Origin of the sequence: Streptomyces sp. NPDC088194 (genome assembly GCF_040702025.1) — a bacterium.
Taxonomy (GTDB): Bacteria; Actinomycetota; Actinomycetes; order Streptomycetales; family Streptomycetaceae; genus Actinacidiphila.
The window spans coordinates 32798-46826 of sequence record NZ_JBFBIV010000014.1 but is presented as its reverse complement, the minus strand read 5'-3'; the positions used below and the strand labels follow the sequence as shown (position 1 = coordinate 46826).

The following is a 14029-nucleotide window of genomic DNA, read 5'->3' as shown; positions in this document are numbered from 1 at the left end:
CCAGCCCACCACGAACCGGCCCCCGACACAGCCCATCACGACACAGATCCGAGGAATCCCGTGAGTGACATCCCATTCGGATTCGGCGTCCCTCCCGAGGAGCCCGAGGACGGGGACGAGGGCAAGCAGCCCAAGGGCGGCCAGCCGAACCCGTTCGGGTTCGGCGGCGACAACCCCTTCGGCCCGGGCGGCGGCGACAACCCGCTCGCGGCGATGTTCGGCTCCCTGAACCCCGGTGACCTGGGCGCGGCCTTCCAGCAGCTCGGCCAGATGCTCTCCTACGACGGCGGTCCCGTGAACTGGGACATGGCCAAGGACATCGCCCGCCAGACCGTCGCCCAGGGCACCCCGGACGGCGTGAAGGACGCGAGCGTCGGCCGCGCCGACCGCGACTGGGTCCAGGAGGCGGTCCGCCTCGCCGACCTGTGGCTCGACGGCGCCACGTCCCTGCCGTCCGGCGCGAACACCGCCGTGGCCTGGAGCCGCGCCGAATGGGTCGAGGCGACCCTGCCGGTGTGGAAGGACCTGGTCGACCCGGTCGCCGAGCGGGTGGCCGGCGCCATGGGCGACGTCCTGCCCGAGGAGATGCAGGCCATGACCGGCCCGCTGCTCGGCATGATGCGCTCCATGGGCGGCGCGATGTTCGGCTCCCAGATCGGGCAGGCGCTCGGCACCCTGGCCGGCGAGGTGGTCGGCTCCACCGACGTCGGGCTGCCGCTCGGCCCGGCCGGCAAGGCCGCCCTGCTGCCGGCCAACGTGGCCGCGTTCGGCGAGGGCCTGGGCATCCCCCAGGAGGAGGTGCGGCTGTACCTCGCCCTGCGCGAAGCGGCCCACCAGCGGCTCTTCGCCCACGTGCCCTGGCTGCGAGCCCACCTGTTCGGCGCCGTCGAGGGATACGCGCGCGGCATCAAGGTCGACACCGCACGCCTGGAAGAGGCCGTCGGTCAGCTCGACCCCACGCAGCCCGAGCAGCTTCAGGAAGCGTTGCAGCAGGGCATGTTCCAGCCCGAGGACACCCCGGCGCAGAAGTCCTCGCTGGCCCGGCTGGAGACCGCCCTCGCGCTGGTCGAGGGATGGGTGGACGCGGTCGTGCACGCGGCCGCCGCCCCGCACCTGCCGTCCGCGGGCGCGCTGCGCGAGACGCTGCGCCGCCGCCGGGCGACCGGCGGCCCGGCCGAGCAGACCTTCGCCACCCTCATCGGGCTGGAGCTGCGGCCGCGCCGGCTGCGCGACGCCTCCCGGCTGTGGGCCTCGCTCACCGACGCCCGTGGCGTCGAGGGGCGCGACGGGCTGTGGGCGCACCCCGACATGCTGCCGACCGCGGCGGACCTCGACGACCCGGACGGCTTCGTGCACCGCGACGTCATCGACTTCTCCGAACTCGACAAGCTGCTCGGCGAGGCGGCCGGCGGCACCGGCAGCGGCCCCGAGACGAGCCTGGACAAGGGCGCCAAGGGCACCGCAGGCGGTAGCGCGGCCGATACACCCGCCGGGCCGGAGAAGCCCGCAGAAGCCGAGGACGGCGGTTCGGCCAAGGACGCGAGCGCGGACGCCGAGAGCACGGACACCGAGCGCCCCGACGACAAGGACGGCGACACCGGCAAGTGAGCACCCTGCACAAGGACGCGGTGGGCGTCCTGGAGAGCTGGCACGCCCCCGACGCCGGTCAGGACGAGCTGCGCCGGGAGTACCTGGCGCACCTGGTCGCCCACCCGGACGGCATGGAGAAGCTCTGCAAGGCCGGGCACCTCACCGGCAGCGTGCTCATCCTGGACGCCGAGCGGCAGCACGTCCTGCTCACCCTGCACGCCAAGCTCAAGCTGTGGTTGCAGACGGGCGGCCACTGCGAGCCCGCCGACACCTCACTGTCGGGTGCCGCGCTGCGCGAGGGCACCGAGGAGTCCGGCATCCAGGGGCTCGATCTCCTGGTGCCCGGACCCGTCAACCTCGACCGCCACCTGGTGCCGTGTGCCTGGCACCTCGACGTCCAGTACGCCGCGGTGGCTCCCCCGGGTGCCGTCGAGTCCATCAGCGACGAGTCGCTGGCGCTGCGCTGGTTCACCTTCGACGAGGTCGCCGAGCTGCCGGACCGGTCGGTCCGCACCCTCGTGGCACGCACCAGGGCGCTGCTCTGAGGAGCGCGGTCCGGCCGGACGGGTAGAGCGCCACGGCCGCCTGGACACGGACCGACCGGCGGGAGACCGGCGATCGGAGACCGGTAAGGGGCGCCGACCCTGGGTCGGCGCCCCTTACCGCGCAGTTCCTCAGGGGCTCAGCGACCGCCCCACACGTTCCCCTGGTTGGCGCCCTGCGCGCCCTGCGCCCCGACGCCGTACTGCGCCCGCAGGCCGTGCAGTTCCACGTTCTGCGGCGGCATCATCTCGCTGGGCTGCACCAGGACGTAGCCCTGGCCGACGAAGTTCAGCTCCCAGCCCTCGCCGGTGTTACCGCGCCGCCGGAACACCGACGAACTGCTGGTCTGCGCCTGCATCTGGACCCGCAGCGAGGTCGACCAGGCGACGACCGCGTCCGCGTCGCAGGACACGTACGTGTTCGGGGTGACCGGGAGCATCAGCGGCTTGCCCGACGTCATGAGGGCGACCTTGCCCTGCCCGGCGATGGCGACGTTGTACTGCCCGGTGCCGGCCAGGCCGTACTGGCTGTCGACCGCGATGACATCCCAGTGCAGGCCGGAGTCGAGCGCCAGCACGTAAGCACTGTCGACGGTGAGACCGTCATGGTCGACATCCAGGATGTGGATCTGCTGGGCGAGGTTCGCCAGGTACACCGTGCCCTGGCCGGAGCAGCGCATCAGGTCCAGGCCCTCGCCGGTCGCGCGGGCCGCGCTGCGCTGGAAGTGCGACTGGTACTCCCCGTCGAACTCGATCATGCCCTGGTAGGCGACCATCGCGCCCTTGCGGGCGAGGCAGTCCGGGCCGGTGTCACCGTCCAGCCGGACCCGCAGCAGATAGGAGTTCTGCAGGCTGTAGTGGTCCTGGTTCTGGACCTCGGTGAAGGCGAAAAGCGGGCTCTGCATGATATGTCGCTCCCCCTCAGCCCCGGGCCCGGAGCCGGTCGGTACTGTCCTCGCTGGGCTGGACGACCACGAAGCCCTGGCCGGAGAACGCGATCTGGAACGCCTCGCCGCTGCCGCGCCCGATCAGCGACGACGCCTTGAAGCTGCGCTTGGCCTTCATCTTCAGCCCCGACGACCAGGCCACTAGGGCGTCAGGGTCGACATACGTCTCGTCGGCGCCGGACCCGCAGTCCACCACGATCGGAGTGCCGCGAGAGGTGATGGCGACCCAACCGGTGCCGGACACCGCGACGTTGAACAGGCCCTGGCCGGCGAACTTCGCCAGGCCCTTGACCCGCTCGACGCCCCATTGCAGGTGCGCGTCGAAGGCCAGCAGGTTGGTGCCGTTGACCGACACCGACTCGTTGTCCAGGTTGACGCAGACCACGTCGGCGCCGTAGTCGGCCAGGTAGAGCAGGCCGTCGCCGGTGCACTTCATCACCGGCGCGCTCTCACCGGTCAGCCACGACGCGGCCATCTGCCGTACCGCCGGCGGGTTCGGCTCGTACTGGATGAAGCCCTCGTAGGCGATCATCGAGCCGGTGCGGGCGTAGAGGTCCTGGCCGGTGGCCATGGCGACCTTGAGCATGGAGGAGCCGTGGTTCTCCATCCGGGCGGCGACCGGCTTGGGGGCGTAACCCGCGATCATCTGCTGGTCCATGGCGGGTCACACCTCGTAGGGCTGGACGACGATGAAGTTGCCGGGCGCGCCGCGGAACTGGAGGTTCACGGTCTCGCCGCTGTGGCCGGGGTAGACGCTTCTGCGCAGCCGCACCTGGCTGGAGACGATCACCTGGGAACCCGCCGACCAGGCGACGATCGCGTTGCTGTCGGCGTAGGTGGTCGGGGTGACCGGGAGGACCACGGGGGTGCCGTGGGTCTTGACGATCACGGTGCCGGTGCCCTGGAACTGCATGGTGAACAGGGCGCCGCCGGGGATGCCGTGGCCCTCGATCCTGCGCACCTCGTACTGGAGCCCCTCGTCGAAGGCGAGCACGTTCTCCGCGGAGACGCAGATCGCGTCGCCCTGCAGCTCGACGGGGTGCAGGTAGGCGGCGTTCTCGGCGAAGAAGACCTGGCCGCCGCCGGTGCAGCGCATGAGCTGCATCTCCTGGCCGGTCATGTTGCCGACGACGCGGCCCCTGAAACCCGCGCCCTTGTAGGCGAAGTCGACCTTGCCCTGGTAGAGCACCATGGCGCCCTGACGGGCCAGCACCGGCTGTCCGGTGCCCTGGCCGAGGTCGGCGCGCATCATCTTCGGGTTCTGCTGCGTCCAGCGCTGACCGGTGGGCTGCTCGCGGTACTTCTGCATGGAGACGGTGAGGCCCGCGCCCAGGGCGGGCGTCGGCGGCACGGCGTATCCGCTCTGGCCGCCCATCGGGGGTCCTGGCGGGCCGGGTCGGCCGAACTGGGCCGGCTGCCCGGGCTGCTGCGGGAAGGGCGGCGGAGCGGCCTGCCCGGGGAAGGGGGGCGGCGGCGCGGGCGGCGGGACCTGGCCGAAGGGCGGCGCCTGGGCGGGCGGAGTGCTCAACGGCCCGACCATGGTGGGCGCCTGGTGGATCGAGAGGCCGCCGGCTCCGGGCAGCGGCGGAGGGGTGGGGGCGGCCGGCGGGGTGGGGCCGACCGGCGGCGCGCCGAACGCGGGTGCCGGCGGTGGGACTTGGACCGGGGGCGGCGGCGGGGCGGGCACGGCGGCCGGCGCCGGGAGCGGCGGCGGGGTGCCCGCGGCGGGCCCTGGCGGCGGCGCGAAACCGGGTGCGGGGGCCGCCGCGCCGGCGGGCGGGGCGAACCCCGGGGCGCCCTGCGGCTGTTGGGCGGCGGGCTCCTCCTCGGCGACCTCGCCGCCGAAGTTCCGCAGCAGCGCGTCGAGTCCGCCGTCGAAGCCCTGCCCGACCGCGGCGAAGCGCCACACGTCCTTGAGGTAGACGTCGGCGAGCATCACCGCGCGCTCGGTGCTGAACTCCGCACCGGTGAAGGCGTACCGCGCCACCTCCTCGCCGCCCGCGACCAGCCGGATGTAGCCGGGCGAGATCTGCGACATCTGCCCGTCGCCGTCGATGGTGGCGGTGAAGGACAGCTTCCGCACCGCGTCCGGAATCCGGTCGAGGGTGACCCGGAAGGACTCGGTGTCGCCGGCCTGCGCGCCGAGGAGCTGGATCGACTCCTCGGGCGACTTCGGCTGGTTGAAGAACACGAAGTACCGGTCGTCCGAGAGCTGTTCGGCGGCGTCGAGCCCGAAGCAACTGATGTCGAACGTGAGGCCGGGAGCAGTGATCTGCACGCCGACATAGAGATCCCTGCCGGCGGTCAGATCAGTGATCTTGGCCTTGTGGCCACGTTGGAACTCCCTGGCCATGCGCGACCTTCCCCCATTCCGCTTGTCGTCCGGCTCGTCGCGCCGCTTCGTACGCGCCCGTCGTCCTTGTGCGTTGCGTCAGGCTAACGGCTCGCATCGGAACCGGCCATCACCAGCTTGTACCGGTAAGGCGCCGGGCTTGTCCCGACGGGGTGACGGAGTGACGGGGGTGCGCGCGGCCGCGGGGCCGGGGCCGGTCAGTCCTCGCGCGGAGCGGGCGCGTGCGGCAGGCGGTCGACGGCGACGACGCCTTCCAGGAACCCGCGGGCGCGCTCGGTGCGCGGGTAGCTCTCCAGCAGCTTCCAGAACTGCGGGCCGTGACCTGGCACCAGCAGATGCGCGAGTTCGTGCAGCAGCACGTAGTCGATGACGTACTCGGGCATGCCCTGAAGGCGGTGGGACAGCCGGATGCTGCCTTCGGCCGGGGTGCACGACCCCCACCGGGAGTTCTGGTTGGTGACCCAGCGTACGGTGTCGGGTACGGCCCGGGCGTTCAGATACTGCTCGGAAAGACGCTCGGCGCGGGCGGCCAGTTCGTCGTCACCGGGCATCCGGCGGCTCTCCTGAGCGGCGAGCTTCTCCAGCATCACCGTCACCCAGCGCTGCTCCTCGGCCGCGGACATCCGAGCCGGCAGGAGAACGATCGTACGGTCGCCGTCCCGATAGGCGGACACCGTACGGCGGCGACGGGCACTGCGGCGCACCTCCACCGGGCCTGTCATGCCTGGGCCACCCGCTCCGCCCGGCTCGCCCGCCCGGGTGCCGCGGGCGGGCTGGTCTGCGATGTCATGGGCAGGATCGGCGGACACATCTCGACGTTACCCGCTGTACGTGGGGGAAGTCCCGCCCCCGGGCCGGTTGCCGCGGGAATCACCTCGCTTTGTACGCATCTTGAACGACTATCCCTCACAGCCTGTGGATAACTTCTCCGGCCTGGTGAGTTTTTCGGGCATGGTGGAGATATCGGTCACTGAGAGTGATTGGGCGATTCGGTGGCGGTATGTCCGAGCGGGCTTTGGCGCGGGCGCGGTGGCGCGCCCGGGGCGTGCTCGGACGCGCCCGGCAGGCGAGGAGGGCCGAGCCATGCGGTTGATGTTGAAGAGCGCGCTGCGCAGGAGCTGGCGGGACCGGGAGTGCGTGCAGTTCGGGGTGGACCCGGAGCGGGCGGTGGTGCTGGAGCCGGTGGACGGACCGTCGGCCGGATTCCTGTCGCTGCTGGACGGCACGCGGAGCGCGGACGTGCTGGCCCGCGAGGCGGAGGCGCTGGGCCTGGGGCCCGACCGGGTCCGGCACCTGCTGGGCCTGCTGGCGGAGGGCGGCGTGCTGGACGACGCCTCGGCGCACTCCGACCTGTCCGGGGCGCTGCGGCACCGCACGGACATGCTGGACCGGCTGCGCCCGGACCTCGCGGCCCTGTCGGTGGTACACCCCGGCCCGGGCGCGGGCGCGCTGCGGATACGGCACCGGCGCGCGTCGCGGGTGCGGGTGCTGGGGGCCGGCCGGGTGGGCGCCGCGGTGGCGTCCGTGCTGTCGGCCGCAGGGGTGGGGGCGGTGGACGTCGTCGACGTGGGGCGGGTCGAGCCGTGGGACATCGGCCCGGCGGGCTTCCCCGCCGAGCAGGTGGGTGAGCGGCGCGATGCCGCGGGAAGGGGTGCGGTCCGCCGCGCCGCGCCCGGGGTGACCCGCGGGCACGGCCGAGCCGGACCGGGTGGCGCCTCGCGGGCGCCGGGAGCGGTCGGAGAAAGCGGTGCCGGGGCGGCGGGCGGCGGCGCGCTCACCGTGGTCGCCCCTCGGGACGGACTGCTCGCCTACGCACCCGACGCGGCCCAGGCGCGCCGCCTGGTGGCTTCGGGAGTGCCACACCTCTACGCGGGGGTGCTGGAGGGCACCGGCCTGGTCGGGCCGCTGGTGCTGCCCGGGCGGAGCGGCTGCGGGGAGTGCCAGCTACTGGCGCTGGCCGACCGCGATCCGGCCCTGCCCCGGGTGCTGGCCCAGTTGCGCTCCGGACGCCCGTCCGCGGTCCCGGCCTGCGACATCGCGCTGGCCACGGCGGTGGCGGGGTTGGCGGCGGCGCATGTGCTGGCCCACCTGGACGGGCGGGTGCCGCCGAGCGCGGGCGCCCGGGTGGAGGTGTCCCTGTCCCGCTTGTCCACCCGGGTGCGGGCGCTGACCGCGGACGGCCGCTGCGGGTGCGGGGCGGCGGCGCGGCGGCGGACCGTCGGCGCGCCGGGGGCGCGAGGAGCGATCACCGCCGACGCGCCGACGGCGAGCGTCGGAGGTGGTGGCGCCGTGAGTCGGGAGGCCGGAAGCGGGGGCGGCGGCAGCCAGAGCGCCGGAAGCGGGGGCGGCACCGCGGAAACCCACCGTGCCGAGGTCCACGCGGCCGGGCCCGCCGCACCCGCCGGGGCGTGGACGGGGACCGGCGTACGGCCACGGCTCGGGGCAGGGACCGGCCCGGGGACACGGGCGACGGCGGGGCGCGCATGCGGGACCGCTGCTGCGGGTGGGGAGGGCCCCGGCAGCGGGGCCGCGGGGTCCCGGGAGCGCTCGCCACAGGCGATAAGTCGAGATCGTCACGGCCGGGCGGCGGCGGAGGGAGGCACAATGGCCATGTGACCGACGGGAAATGAGGGGGCGCATGTCTGATCTTCCACGCAAGGCGGTGACTCGCACCGCGAAGCTGGCCGCGCTTCCTCTGGGCTTCGCCGGGCGGGCCACGCTCGGGCTGGGCAAGCGGCTGGGCGGCCGGCCGGCCGACGAGGTCGCCACCGAGTTGCAGGAGCGCACCGCCGAACAGCTCTTCAAGGTGCTCGGGGAGCTGAAGGGCGGCGCGATGAAGTTCGGGCAGGCCCTGTCGGTGTTCGAGTCGGCACTTCCGGAGGACGTCGCCGGGCCGTACCGCGCGGCGCTCACCAAGCTCCAGGAGGCCGCTCCGCCGATGCCGGCCCGCACCGTGCACCGGGTGCTGTCCGAGCAGCTCGGCAAGGACTGGCGCTCGATGTTCACGTCGTTCGAGGACATCCCGGCCGCGGCCGCGTCGATCGGGCAGGTGCACCGGGCGGTGTGGAGTGACGGCCGCAAGGTCGCGGTGAAGGTCCAGTATCCGGGGGCCGGGGACGCGCTGCTGTCCGACCTGTCGCAACTGGGCCGGGTGGCGCGGCTGTTCGGCCCGCTGGTGCCGGGAATGGACGTGAAGCCGCTGCTCGCGGAGTTGCGGGCCCGGGTCGCGGAGGAGCTGGACTACGAACTGGAGGCCGCGGCCCAGCACGCACACGCGGAGGAGTTCGCCGGGGACCCCGATGTCGAGGTACCGGATGTGGTGCACCAGGCGGACCAGGTGCTGGTCACCGAGTGGATGGACGGGGTGCCGCTGTCGGAGGTGATCTCGGGCGGAAGCCGGGAGATGCGGGACCGGGCCGGACAGTTGCTGGCGCACTTCCTGTTCGCCGGCCCGGCCAGGACCGGGCTGCTGCACGCCGATCCGCACCCGGGCAACTTCCGCCTGCTCGTCGACGACGGCCCGGCGGAGGGCTGGCGGCTGGGGGTGCTGGACTTCGGCACGGTGGACCGGCTGCCGGAGGGCCTGCCGCTGCCGATCGGCACCGCGCTGCGGCTGGCGCTGGCCGACGACGCGGAGGAGGTATACCGCATGCTGCGCGCGGAGGGCTTCGTCAAGCCGACGATCACCCTCGACGCGGAAGCGGTACTGGACTATCTGCGGCCGATCATCGAGCCGGCCGGGCGGGAGGAGTTCCGGTTCGACCGGGCGTGGATGCGGGCGCAGGCGGCCCGGATCGCCGATCCTCGGTCGCCGGCGCATCAGTTGGGCAAGCAGTTGAACCTGCCGCCGTCGTATCTGCTGATCCACCGGGTGACGTTGAGCACGGTCGGGGTGCTGTGCCAGCTCGGCGCCGAGGTGCGGCTGCGTGCGGAGTTGCAGCAGTGGCTGCCGGGGTTCGACCCGGAGGGCACCGCGGCGTCGGCGTGAGCTACCACCAGGCGGAGTCGAGGCGCCCCTCGATGCTGCGCAGGTGTTCGCGGGCGCAGGTGTCGCAGAAGTAGACGCGGCGCCCGTTCTCGACGGAGCAGGTCCAGGTCAGCGGAAGGCCCTCGGCAGTGGCGCCGCAGCGACCGCAGGCCGTCCCGGACGTGCGCGGTGTGCTGGACGGTGTGCCCGTCGTCGTGGCCTGAGAGGGTTTCTGATCCACTGGGTGACGATACCTCCGCGGACGCCTGTTTTGTCGTGATAACGCACTGCGGGACCGGTCCTGGTCGGACCGGTCCCGCGGGATCGTACGTGGTCAGCGTTGCTTCGAGGTTTCCGGTGTGCCGTTACGGCATCCCGGTCACGTCGCGAGGGCTGTCGCGTGCGCCGGCTACTGCATGACCGCCATGGCCAGCGCGCGCCGGGCGCGCATCGAGGCGCGTTCGGCACGGCGCTGGAGCCGGCGGGCGGTGAGCAGGCGCTGCGACCTACGTTGCTGTTCGGCCTCGCGCAGTCGCTGTTGCATATGGGCACGAGCCAGGGCTTCTGGCATGAGTTGCATCTCGAGGTTCCTGTTCTGGGTCGACGCGAAGGCGTCGGAAGTACGTGCGAGCTGATCGGTGCGGGAAGTCGTCATCGGGGCCTGATTCTTGGAGTTGCGGTGCTTCGGGTCATGCGTCAAGGGCCGGTCGATCGTGCCGGGCCGGGTGCGGAACATGGCGCGAGTGCTCATGCCGCGACGGCGTTCTTACGCGGACGGCCACGCGGCCGCTTGCGGGGAACCACGACGCCCTGGATGAACAGCTCGCCGCCCCAGACACCCCAGGGCTCGCGGCGGTCCTTGGCGCCGGCGAGGCACGCCTCGCGGACCGGACAGGTCTGGCAGAGGGACTTGGCGTACTCCACGTCCGCCGGCGACTCCGCGAAGAAGACCTCGGGGTCGTAGGTGCGGCAGGGGACGGGCACGCCGAGTCGCTCGATCTCGTCGTCGAGCTCGGTGAGGGGCAGCAAGGTGTTCTCCGGAGGGTCTGCGCTGGGGTCCCCGACGGCAGTGCCGAGGGGAGGGTGGTCGGTGAGGTCGCCGGTGGGCGTCCCGGTCAGGTCGGGCTGAAGTCCGGACGTGTCGTGCGGGGCGGAATGCACGGTGTTCGTTCCTCGTCTGTCGGTCCGGCCGGTGGGCCGGTCTTCGGTTGTGTCTGTCTGCGTAGACAGCGATCTCCGGGTGGAGAAAACAGAAGGGCCGCGGTTCCCGGTGTGGGATTCCGCGGCCCTGAGGGTGCCGACCTGACTCGATGTCAGGTTGGATCACTCCAGGGTTCAGGCCCGCGGAAGGCCCACATACCGTGCTGCGTCTTCTTTTGCTGCTGTCCGATCACCAGTCCGGCGGCAATGGCGCCCTTGACACCATTGGCACCGCCCTTGGCAGCCTTCGCGCTCGTCGCGCCGGCGCCGGCAGCCGCAGAGGTAAAGGCATAGGCGGTCGCCTGTGCCTTCGCCGCCGCTACCGCGGGCGCCCCGGTCGGTCGCTCACTGTGCTCACGCACCGGCAGGACCGGCAGCAGAGCAGAGGCGAGGGACCGGCGGCTGCCATGCAGCGAGACCACGGAGACGTCGAGCGAGCAGGCGGCTGCCATGACCGGACGATCGGTCATTTTGGTGATGGTGATGTTGCTGCTCACTGTGCTCGCCTCCTCTCGGCGTCTCGTAAGGGCAGTGGACCGGACTTGCCTAGTACATCACAGTCTTGGCGGCTCTTGGAAGACCCGTTCTCGACCGTGCTCACGCAGGCTATGAGGACTCCCGCGCGATGCGCAAACTATTTTTCGGCTTCTTCCGAAGAAGATTCCGCGCCCTCCTGCGAGTTGGCCGGAAGGGCCTCTTCCGGTACTTCGTCCGGAGCGTCGTATTCCGCGCTGTCCTGGGCTTCGTCGGCTTCGTCCAGGGGAACTCCGGTGCACAGCGCCAGCACGTCGGCGCCGAACTTGTCGAGTTTGCGGGCGCCCACGCCGGGGATCGCGGAGAGCCCCTGCTCGTCGGACGGCCTGACCTCGGCGATGGCCAGCAGCGTCTTGTCGGTGAAGACGCAGTAGGCGGGCTGGCCGAGCGCCTTGGCCTGTTCCATCCGCCAGCCGCGCAACCGGTCGTACAGCGCCTCGTCGAGGTCGGAGGGGCAGTCCTCGCAGCGCATCAGCTTGATCTCGCCGGCTTCGGACAGGGTGCGCCCGCACACCCGGCACAGCACCGGGCCGCGGCGCCTGCTGCGGCCGCCCGAGCCGCGCTCGGCGCCGCCCTGGCCGCCGGCACCGCCCCGGGCGCCGCGCGGCGCGGACCCCGGCCGCAGTCCGTCCATGAAGCGGGAGGGCCGCCGACCGCCGCGCCCGCCGGGCGAGCGCGACAGCGCCCACGACAGCGAGAGGTGCAGACGGGCGCGGGTCACCCCGACGTAGAGCAGCCGGCGCTCCTCCTCGATCTGCTCGTCGGTCTTGGCGTGGGTGATCGGCAAGGTGCCCTCGGTCAGGCCGACGAGGAACACCGCGTCCCACTCCAGGCCCTTCGCGGCGTGCAGCGAGGCGAGGGTGACGCCCTCCACCGTGGGGGCGTGCTGGGCGTTGGCCCGCTCGTCAAGCTCCGTGACGAAGTCGGACAGCTCCGCGGCGGGCCGGGCCGCGGTGAAGTCCTCCGACAGCCGCACCAGCGCCGCCAGCGACTCCCAGCGGTCGCGCACCGCACCGGAGCCCGCGGGCGGCTCCGAGGCCCAGCCGCGCGAGCTGAGCACCGCCCGCACCTGCTGCGGGATGGTCTCCCGCTCCTCGCCCGGGTCGGCGGCCGCGCGCGCCGCGCCGCGCAGCAGCATGCCTGCCTCGCGCACCTCGGGGCGCTCGAAGAACCGCTCGGCGCCGCGCAGCTGGTAGGGCACCCCGGCGTCGGCGAGGGCCTGTTCGTACACCTCGGACTGGGCGTTGATCCGGTAGAGCACGGCGATCTCGCTGGGGCGCACCCCGGAGTCGATCAGGTCCTTGATCCGGCGGGCGGCGCCCTCGGCCTCGGCCGGCTCGTCCGGATACTCCGTGTAGACCGGGTCGGGGCCCGGCTCGCGCTGCGAGATCAGTTCGAGCCGGTGGGCGGCGGCGTGGCCGCGGGCCTGGCCGAGCAGGCCGTTGGCCAGGCCGACGACCTGGGGGGTGGAGCGGTAGTCCCGGACGAGCTTGACCACGGTGGCGTCCGGGTGGCGGGTGCGGAAGCCGAGCAGGAAGTCCGGGGTGGCGCCGGTGAACGAGTAGATCGTCTGCGAGGCGTCGCCGACCACGCACAGATTCCCCCGGCCGCCGAGCCACAGCTCCAGCAGGCGTTGCTGGAGGGGGCTGACGTCCTGGTACTCGTCCACCACGAAGTGCTGGTACTGCGAGCGGACGGTGTCCGCCACGTCCGGCCGGTCCTGGAGGACACCGACGGTCAGCAGCAGCACGTCCTCGAAGTCGATCAGGCCGCGGTCGCGCTTCAACTGCTCGTACGTCGCGTAGATCCGCGCGACCTCGGCCGGGTCGCGCGGCACGTCGCGCGAGGTCTTGGCGGCGACGGCCGGATACTCCTCCGGCACCGTCTGGGTGACCTTGCACCACTCGATCTCGCCGGTCACGTCCCGCAGCTCGCTGCGGTCCAGCCTGATCCGGGAGCGGGCGCCCGCCTCCGCGACGAGCTGCACCTTGCGGTCCATGATGCGCGGCATCTCGCCGCCGATCGCCCGCGGCCAGAAGTACTGCAACTGCCGCAGGGCGGCGGAGTGGAACGTCCGCGCCTGCACCCCGCCCGCGCCCAGCTGCCGCAGCCGCCCGCGCATCTCCCCCGCCGCGCGCGCGGTGAACGTCACCGCGAGCACCGTCGAGGGCTGGAGGATGCCCGACCGCACTCCGTACGCGATCCGGTGGGTGATCGCACGGGTCTTGCCGGTGCCGGCACCGGCCAGCACGCACACCGGGCCGTGCAGTGCCGTGGCGACGGCGCGCTGCTCGGGGTCGAGTCCGTCGAGCACCGCGTCCGCGGAGTCGGGCATCGCGGGGAAGAGCGAGTCGTGGGTTGTCGCAGTCACACCGCCACTGTGCCAGGTTCCGGCGACACCCCGGCGAAGTTATCCACAGGCTTGCCCGTCCGGTGTACGGTCCGCGGCGCGGCGGCGGCATCGAAGCGGCGCCGGAGCAGGGGCCGTAGCGGGGCCGTAGCGGGACCGGAGAGGGCGGAATGCACGCGGCGCCCCGGACGTTCGGAGGAATGATGACACCTCGTCCGGCGTTGCCGGATGGAGGACCCCGAGGACCCCTGGACGAGGAGCGGATCACCACATGTCCGGCACCGTGACCATGTACAGCACTTCCTGGTGCGGCTACTGCCGCCGGCTCAAGAGCCAGCTCGACCGGGAGGGCATCGCCTACACCGAGATCAACATCGAGCAGGACCCGGAGTCGGCGAAGTTCGTGGAGGAGGCCAACGGCGGCAACCAGACGGTGCCGACCGTTCTGGTCGTGGCGCCCAGCGGCAAGAAGTCCACGATGACCAACCCGAGCCTCGCCCAGGTCTCCCAGGCGCTCAGCGCCTGACGTTCAGCGCCTGACGTACG

14 protein-coding genes are annotated in these 14029 nt (G+C 72.5%); 5 read left to right on the top strand and 9 right to left on the bottom strand.

Going from position 1 to position 14029, the window contains the following annotated elements; translation table 11 throughout:
- Positions 1-60: 60 nt before the first annotated feature.
- Together AB0399_RS10255 and AB0399_RS10250 are read left to right on the top strand one after the other, a co-directional pair.
- A complete protein-coding gene (locus tag AB0399_RS10255) occupies positions 61-1608 on the top strand; it encodes a zinc-dependent metalloprotease (RefSeq protein WP_366410964.1) in 1548 nt (515 codons plus the stop codon).
- The gene (locus AB0399_RS10250; RefSeq protein ID WP_366410963.1) at positions 1605-2135 is read left to right on the top strand and encodes an NUDIX hydrolase; all 531 of its coding nucleotides are present in this window, start codon (positions 1605-1607) and stop codon (positions 2133-2135) included. Before AB0399_RS10255 ends, AB0399_RS10250 begins: the two co-directional genes overlap by 4 nt.
- Positions 2136-2272: 137 nt before the next feature.
- On the opposite strand, the gene AB0399_RS10245 is transcribed toward AB0399_RS10250, so the two are convergent.
- The 4 genes from AB0399_RS10245 to AB0399_RS10230 form a co-directional block, all read right to left on the bottom strand.
- Positions 2273-3037, bottom strand: a complete 765-nt coding sequence (locus AB0399_RS10245; RefSeq protein WP_329365018.1) for an AIM24 family protein — start codon at positions 3035-3037, stop codon at positions 2273-2275.
- Between the two features lie 16 nt (positions 3038-3053).
- Positions 3054-3737 carry an AIM24 family protein gene (locus AB0399_RS10240; RefSeq protein ID WP_328469016.1) on the bottom strand — a complete coding sequence of 228 codons (684 nt, stop codon included), beginning with the start codon at positions 3735-3737 and terminating at the stop codon, positions 3054-3056.
- A gap of 6 nt (positions 3738-3743) precedes the next feature.
- A complete protein-coding gene (locus AB0399_RS10235; RefSeq protein WP_366410962.1) occupies positions 3744-5432 on the bottom strand; it encodes a TerD family protein in 1689 nt (562 codons plus the stop codon).
- Between the two features lie 197 nt (positions 5433-5629).
- Positions 5630-6154: a M48 family metallopeptidase gene (locus tag AB0399_RS10230; RefSeq protein WP_329365022.1), complete on the bottom strand. Its 525-nt coding sequence runs from the start codon at positions 6152-6154 to the stop codon at positions 5630-5632.
- Positions 6155-6515: 361 nt separating this feature from the next.
- Between AB0399_RS10230 and AB0399_RS10225 the strand changes: the two genes are divergently transcribed.
- Together AB0399_RS10225 and AB0399_RS10220 are read left to right on the top strand one after the other, a co-directional pair.
- Positions 6516-8048, top strand: a complete 1533-nt coding sequence (locus AB0399_RS10225) for a ThiF family adenylyltransferase (protein WP_366410961.1) — start codon at positions 6516-6518, stop codon at positions 8046-8048.
- 22 nt (positions 8049-8070) lie between these two features.
- Positions 8071-9420 (top strand): AarF/ABC1/UbiB kinase family protein, encoded by a 1350-nt coding sequence (locus AB0399_RS10220; protein ID WP_329365026.1) that lies wholly within the window; start codon positions 8071-8073, stop codon positions 9418-9420.
- A gap of 1 nt (position 9421) precedes the next feature.
- Here the strand turns inward: AB0399_RS10220 and AB0399_RS10215 are convergent, their stop codons facing one another.
- The 5 genes from AB0399_RS10215 to AB0399_RS10195 all read right to left on the bottom strand — a co-directional run bounded on the left by AB0399_RS10215 (position 9422) and on the right by AB0399_RS10195 (position 13468).
- Positions 9422-9640 (bottom strand): hypothetical protein, encoded by a 219-nt coding sequence (locus tag AB0399_RS10215; RefSeq protein ID WP_329365027.1) that lies wholly within the window; start codon positions 9638-9640, stop codon positions 9422-9424.
- 168 nt (positions 9641-9808) lie between these two features.
- A complete protein-coding gene (locus tag AB0399_RS10210; RefSeq protein WP_329365029.1) occupies positions 9809-10150 on the bottom strand; it encodes a hypothetical protein in 342 nt (113 codons plus the stop codon).
- Positions 10147-10560, bottom strand: a complete 414-nt coding sequence (locus tag AB0399_RS10205; protein ID WP_328469001.1) for a WhiB family transcriptional regulator — start codon at positions 10558-10560, stop codon at positions 10147-10149. The genes AB0399_RS10210 and AB0399_RS10205 overlap by 4 nt, the downstream gene beginning before the upstream one ends.
- Positions 10561-10712: 152 nt before the next feature.
- Entirely contained in the window at positions 10713-11069 is a 357-nt protein-coding gene (locus AB0399_RS10200) for a hypothetical protein (protein ID WP_329373936.1), read from the bottom strand.
- A gap of 164 nt (positions 11070-11233) precedes the next feature.
- A complete protein-coding gene (locus AB0399_RS10195; RefSeq protein ID WP_329373938.1) occupies positions 11234-13468 on the bottom strand; it encodes an ATP-dependent DNA helicase UvrD2 in 2235 nt (744 codons plus the stop codon).
- A 286-nt stretch (positions 13469-13754) separates the two neighbouring features.
- On the opposite strand from AB0399_RS10195, the gene AB0399_RS10190 reads away from it, so the two are divergent.
- Complete coding sequence (locus tag AB0399_RS10190; protein ID WP_329365030.1) at positions 13755-14009, top strand: mycoredoxin; 255 nt, start codon at positions 13755-13757, stop codon at positions 14007-14009.
- Positions 14010-14029: the final 20 nt, after the last annotated feature.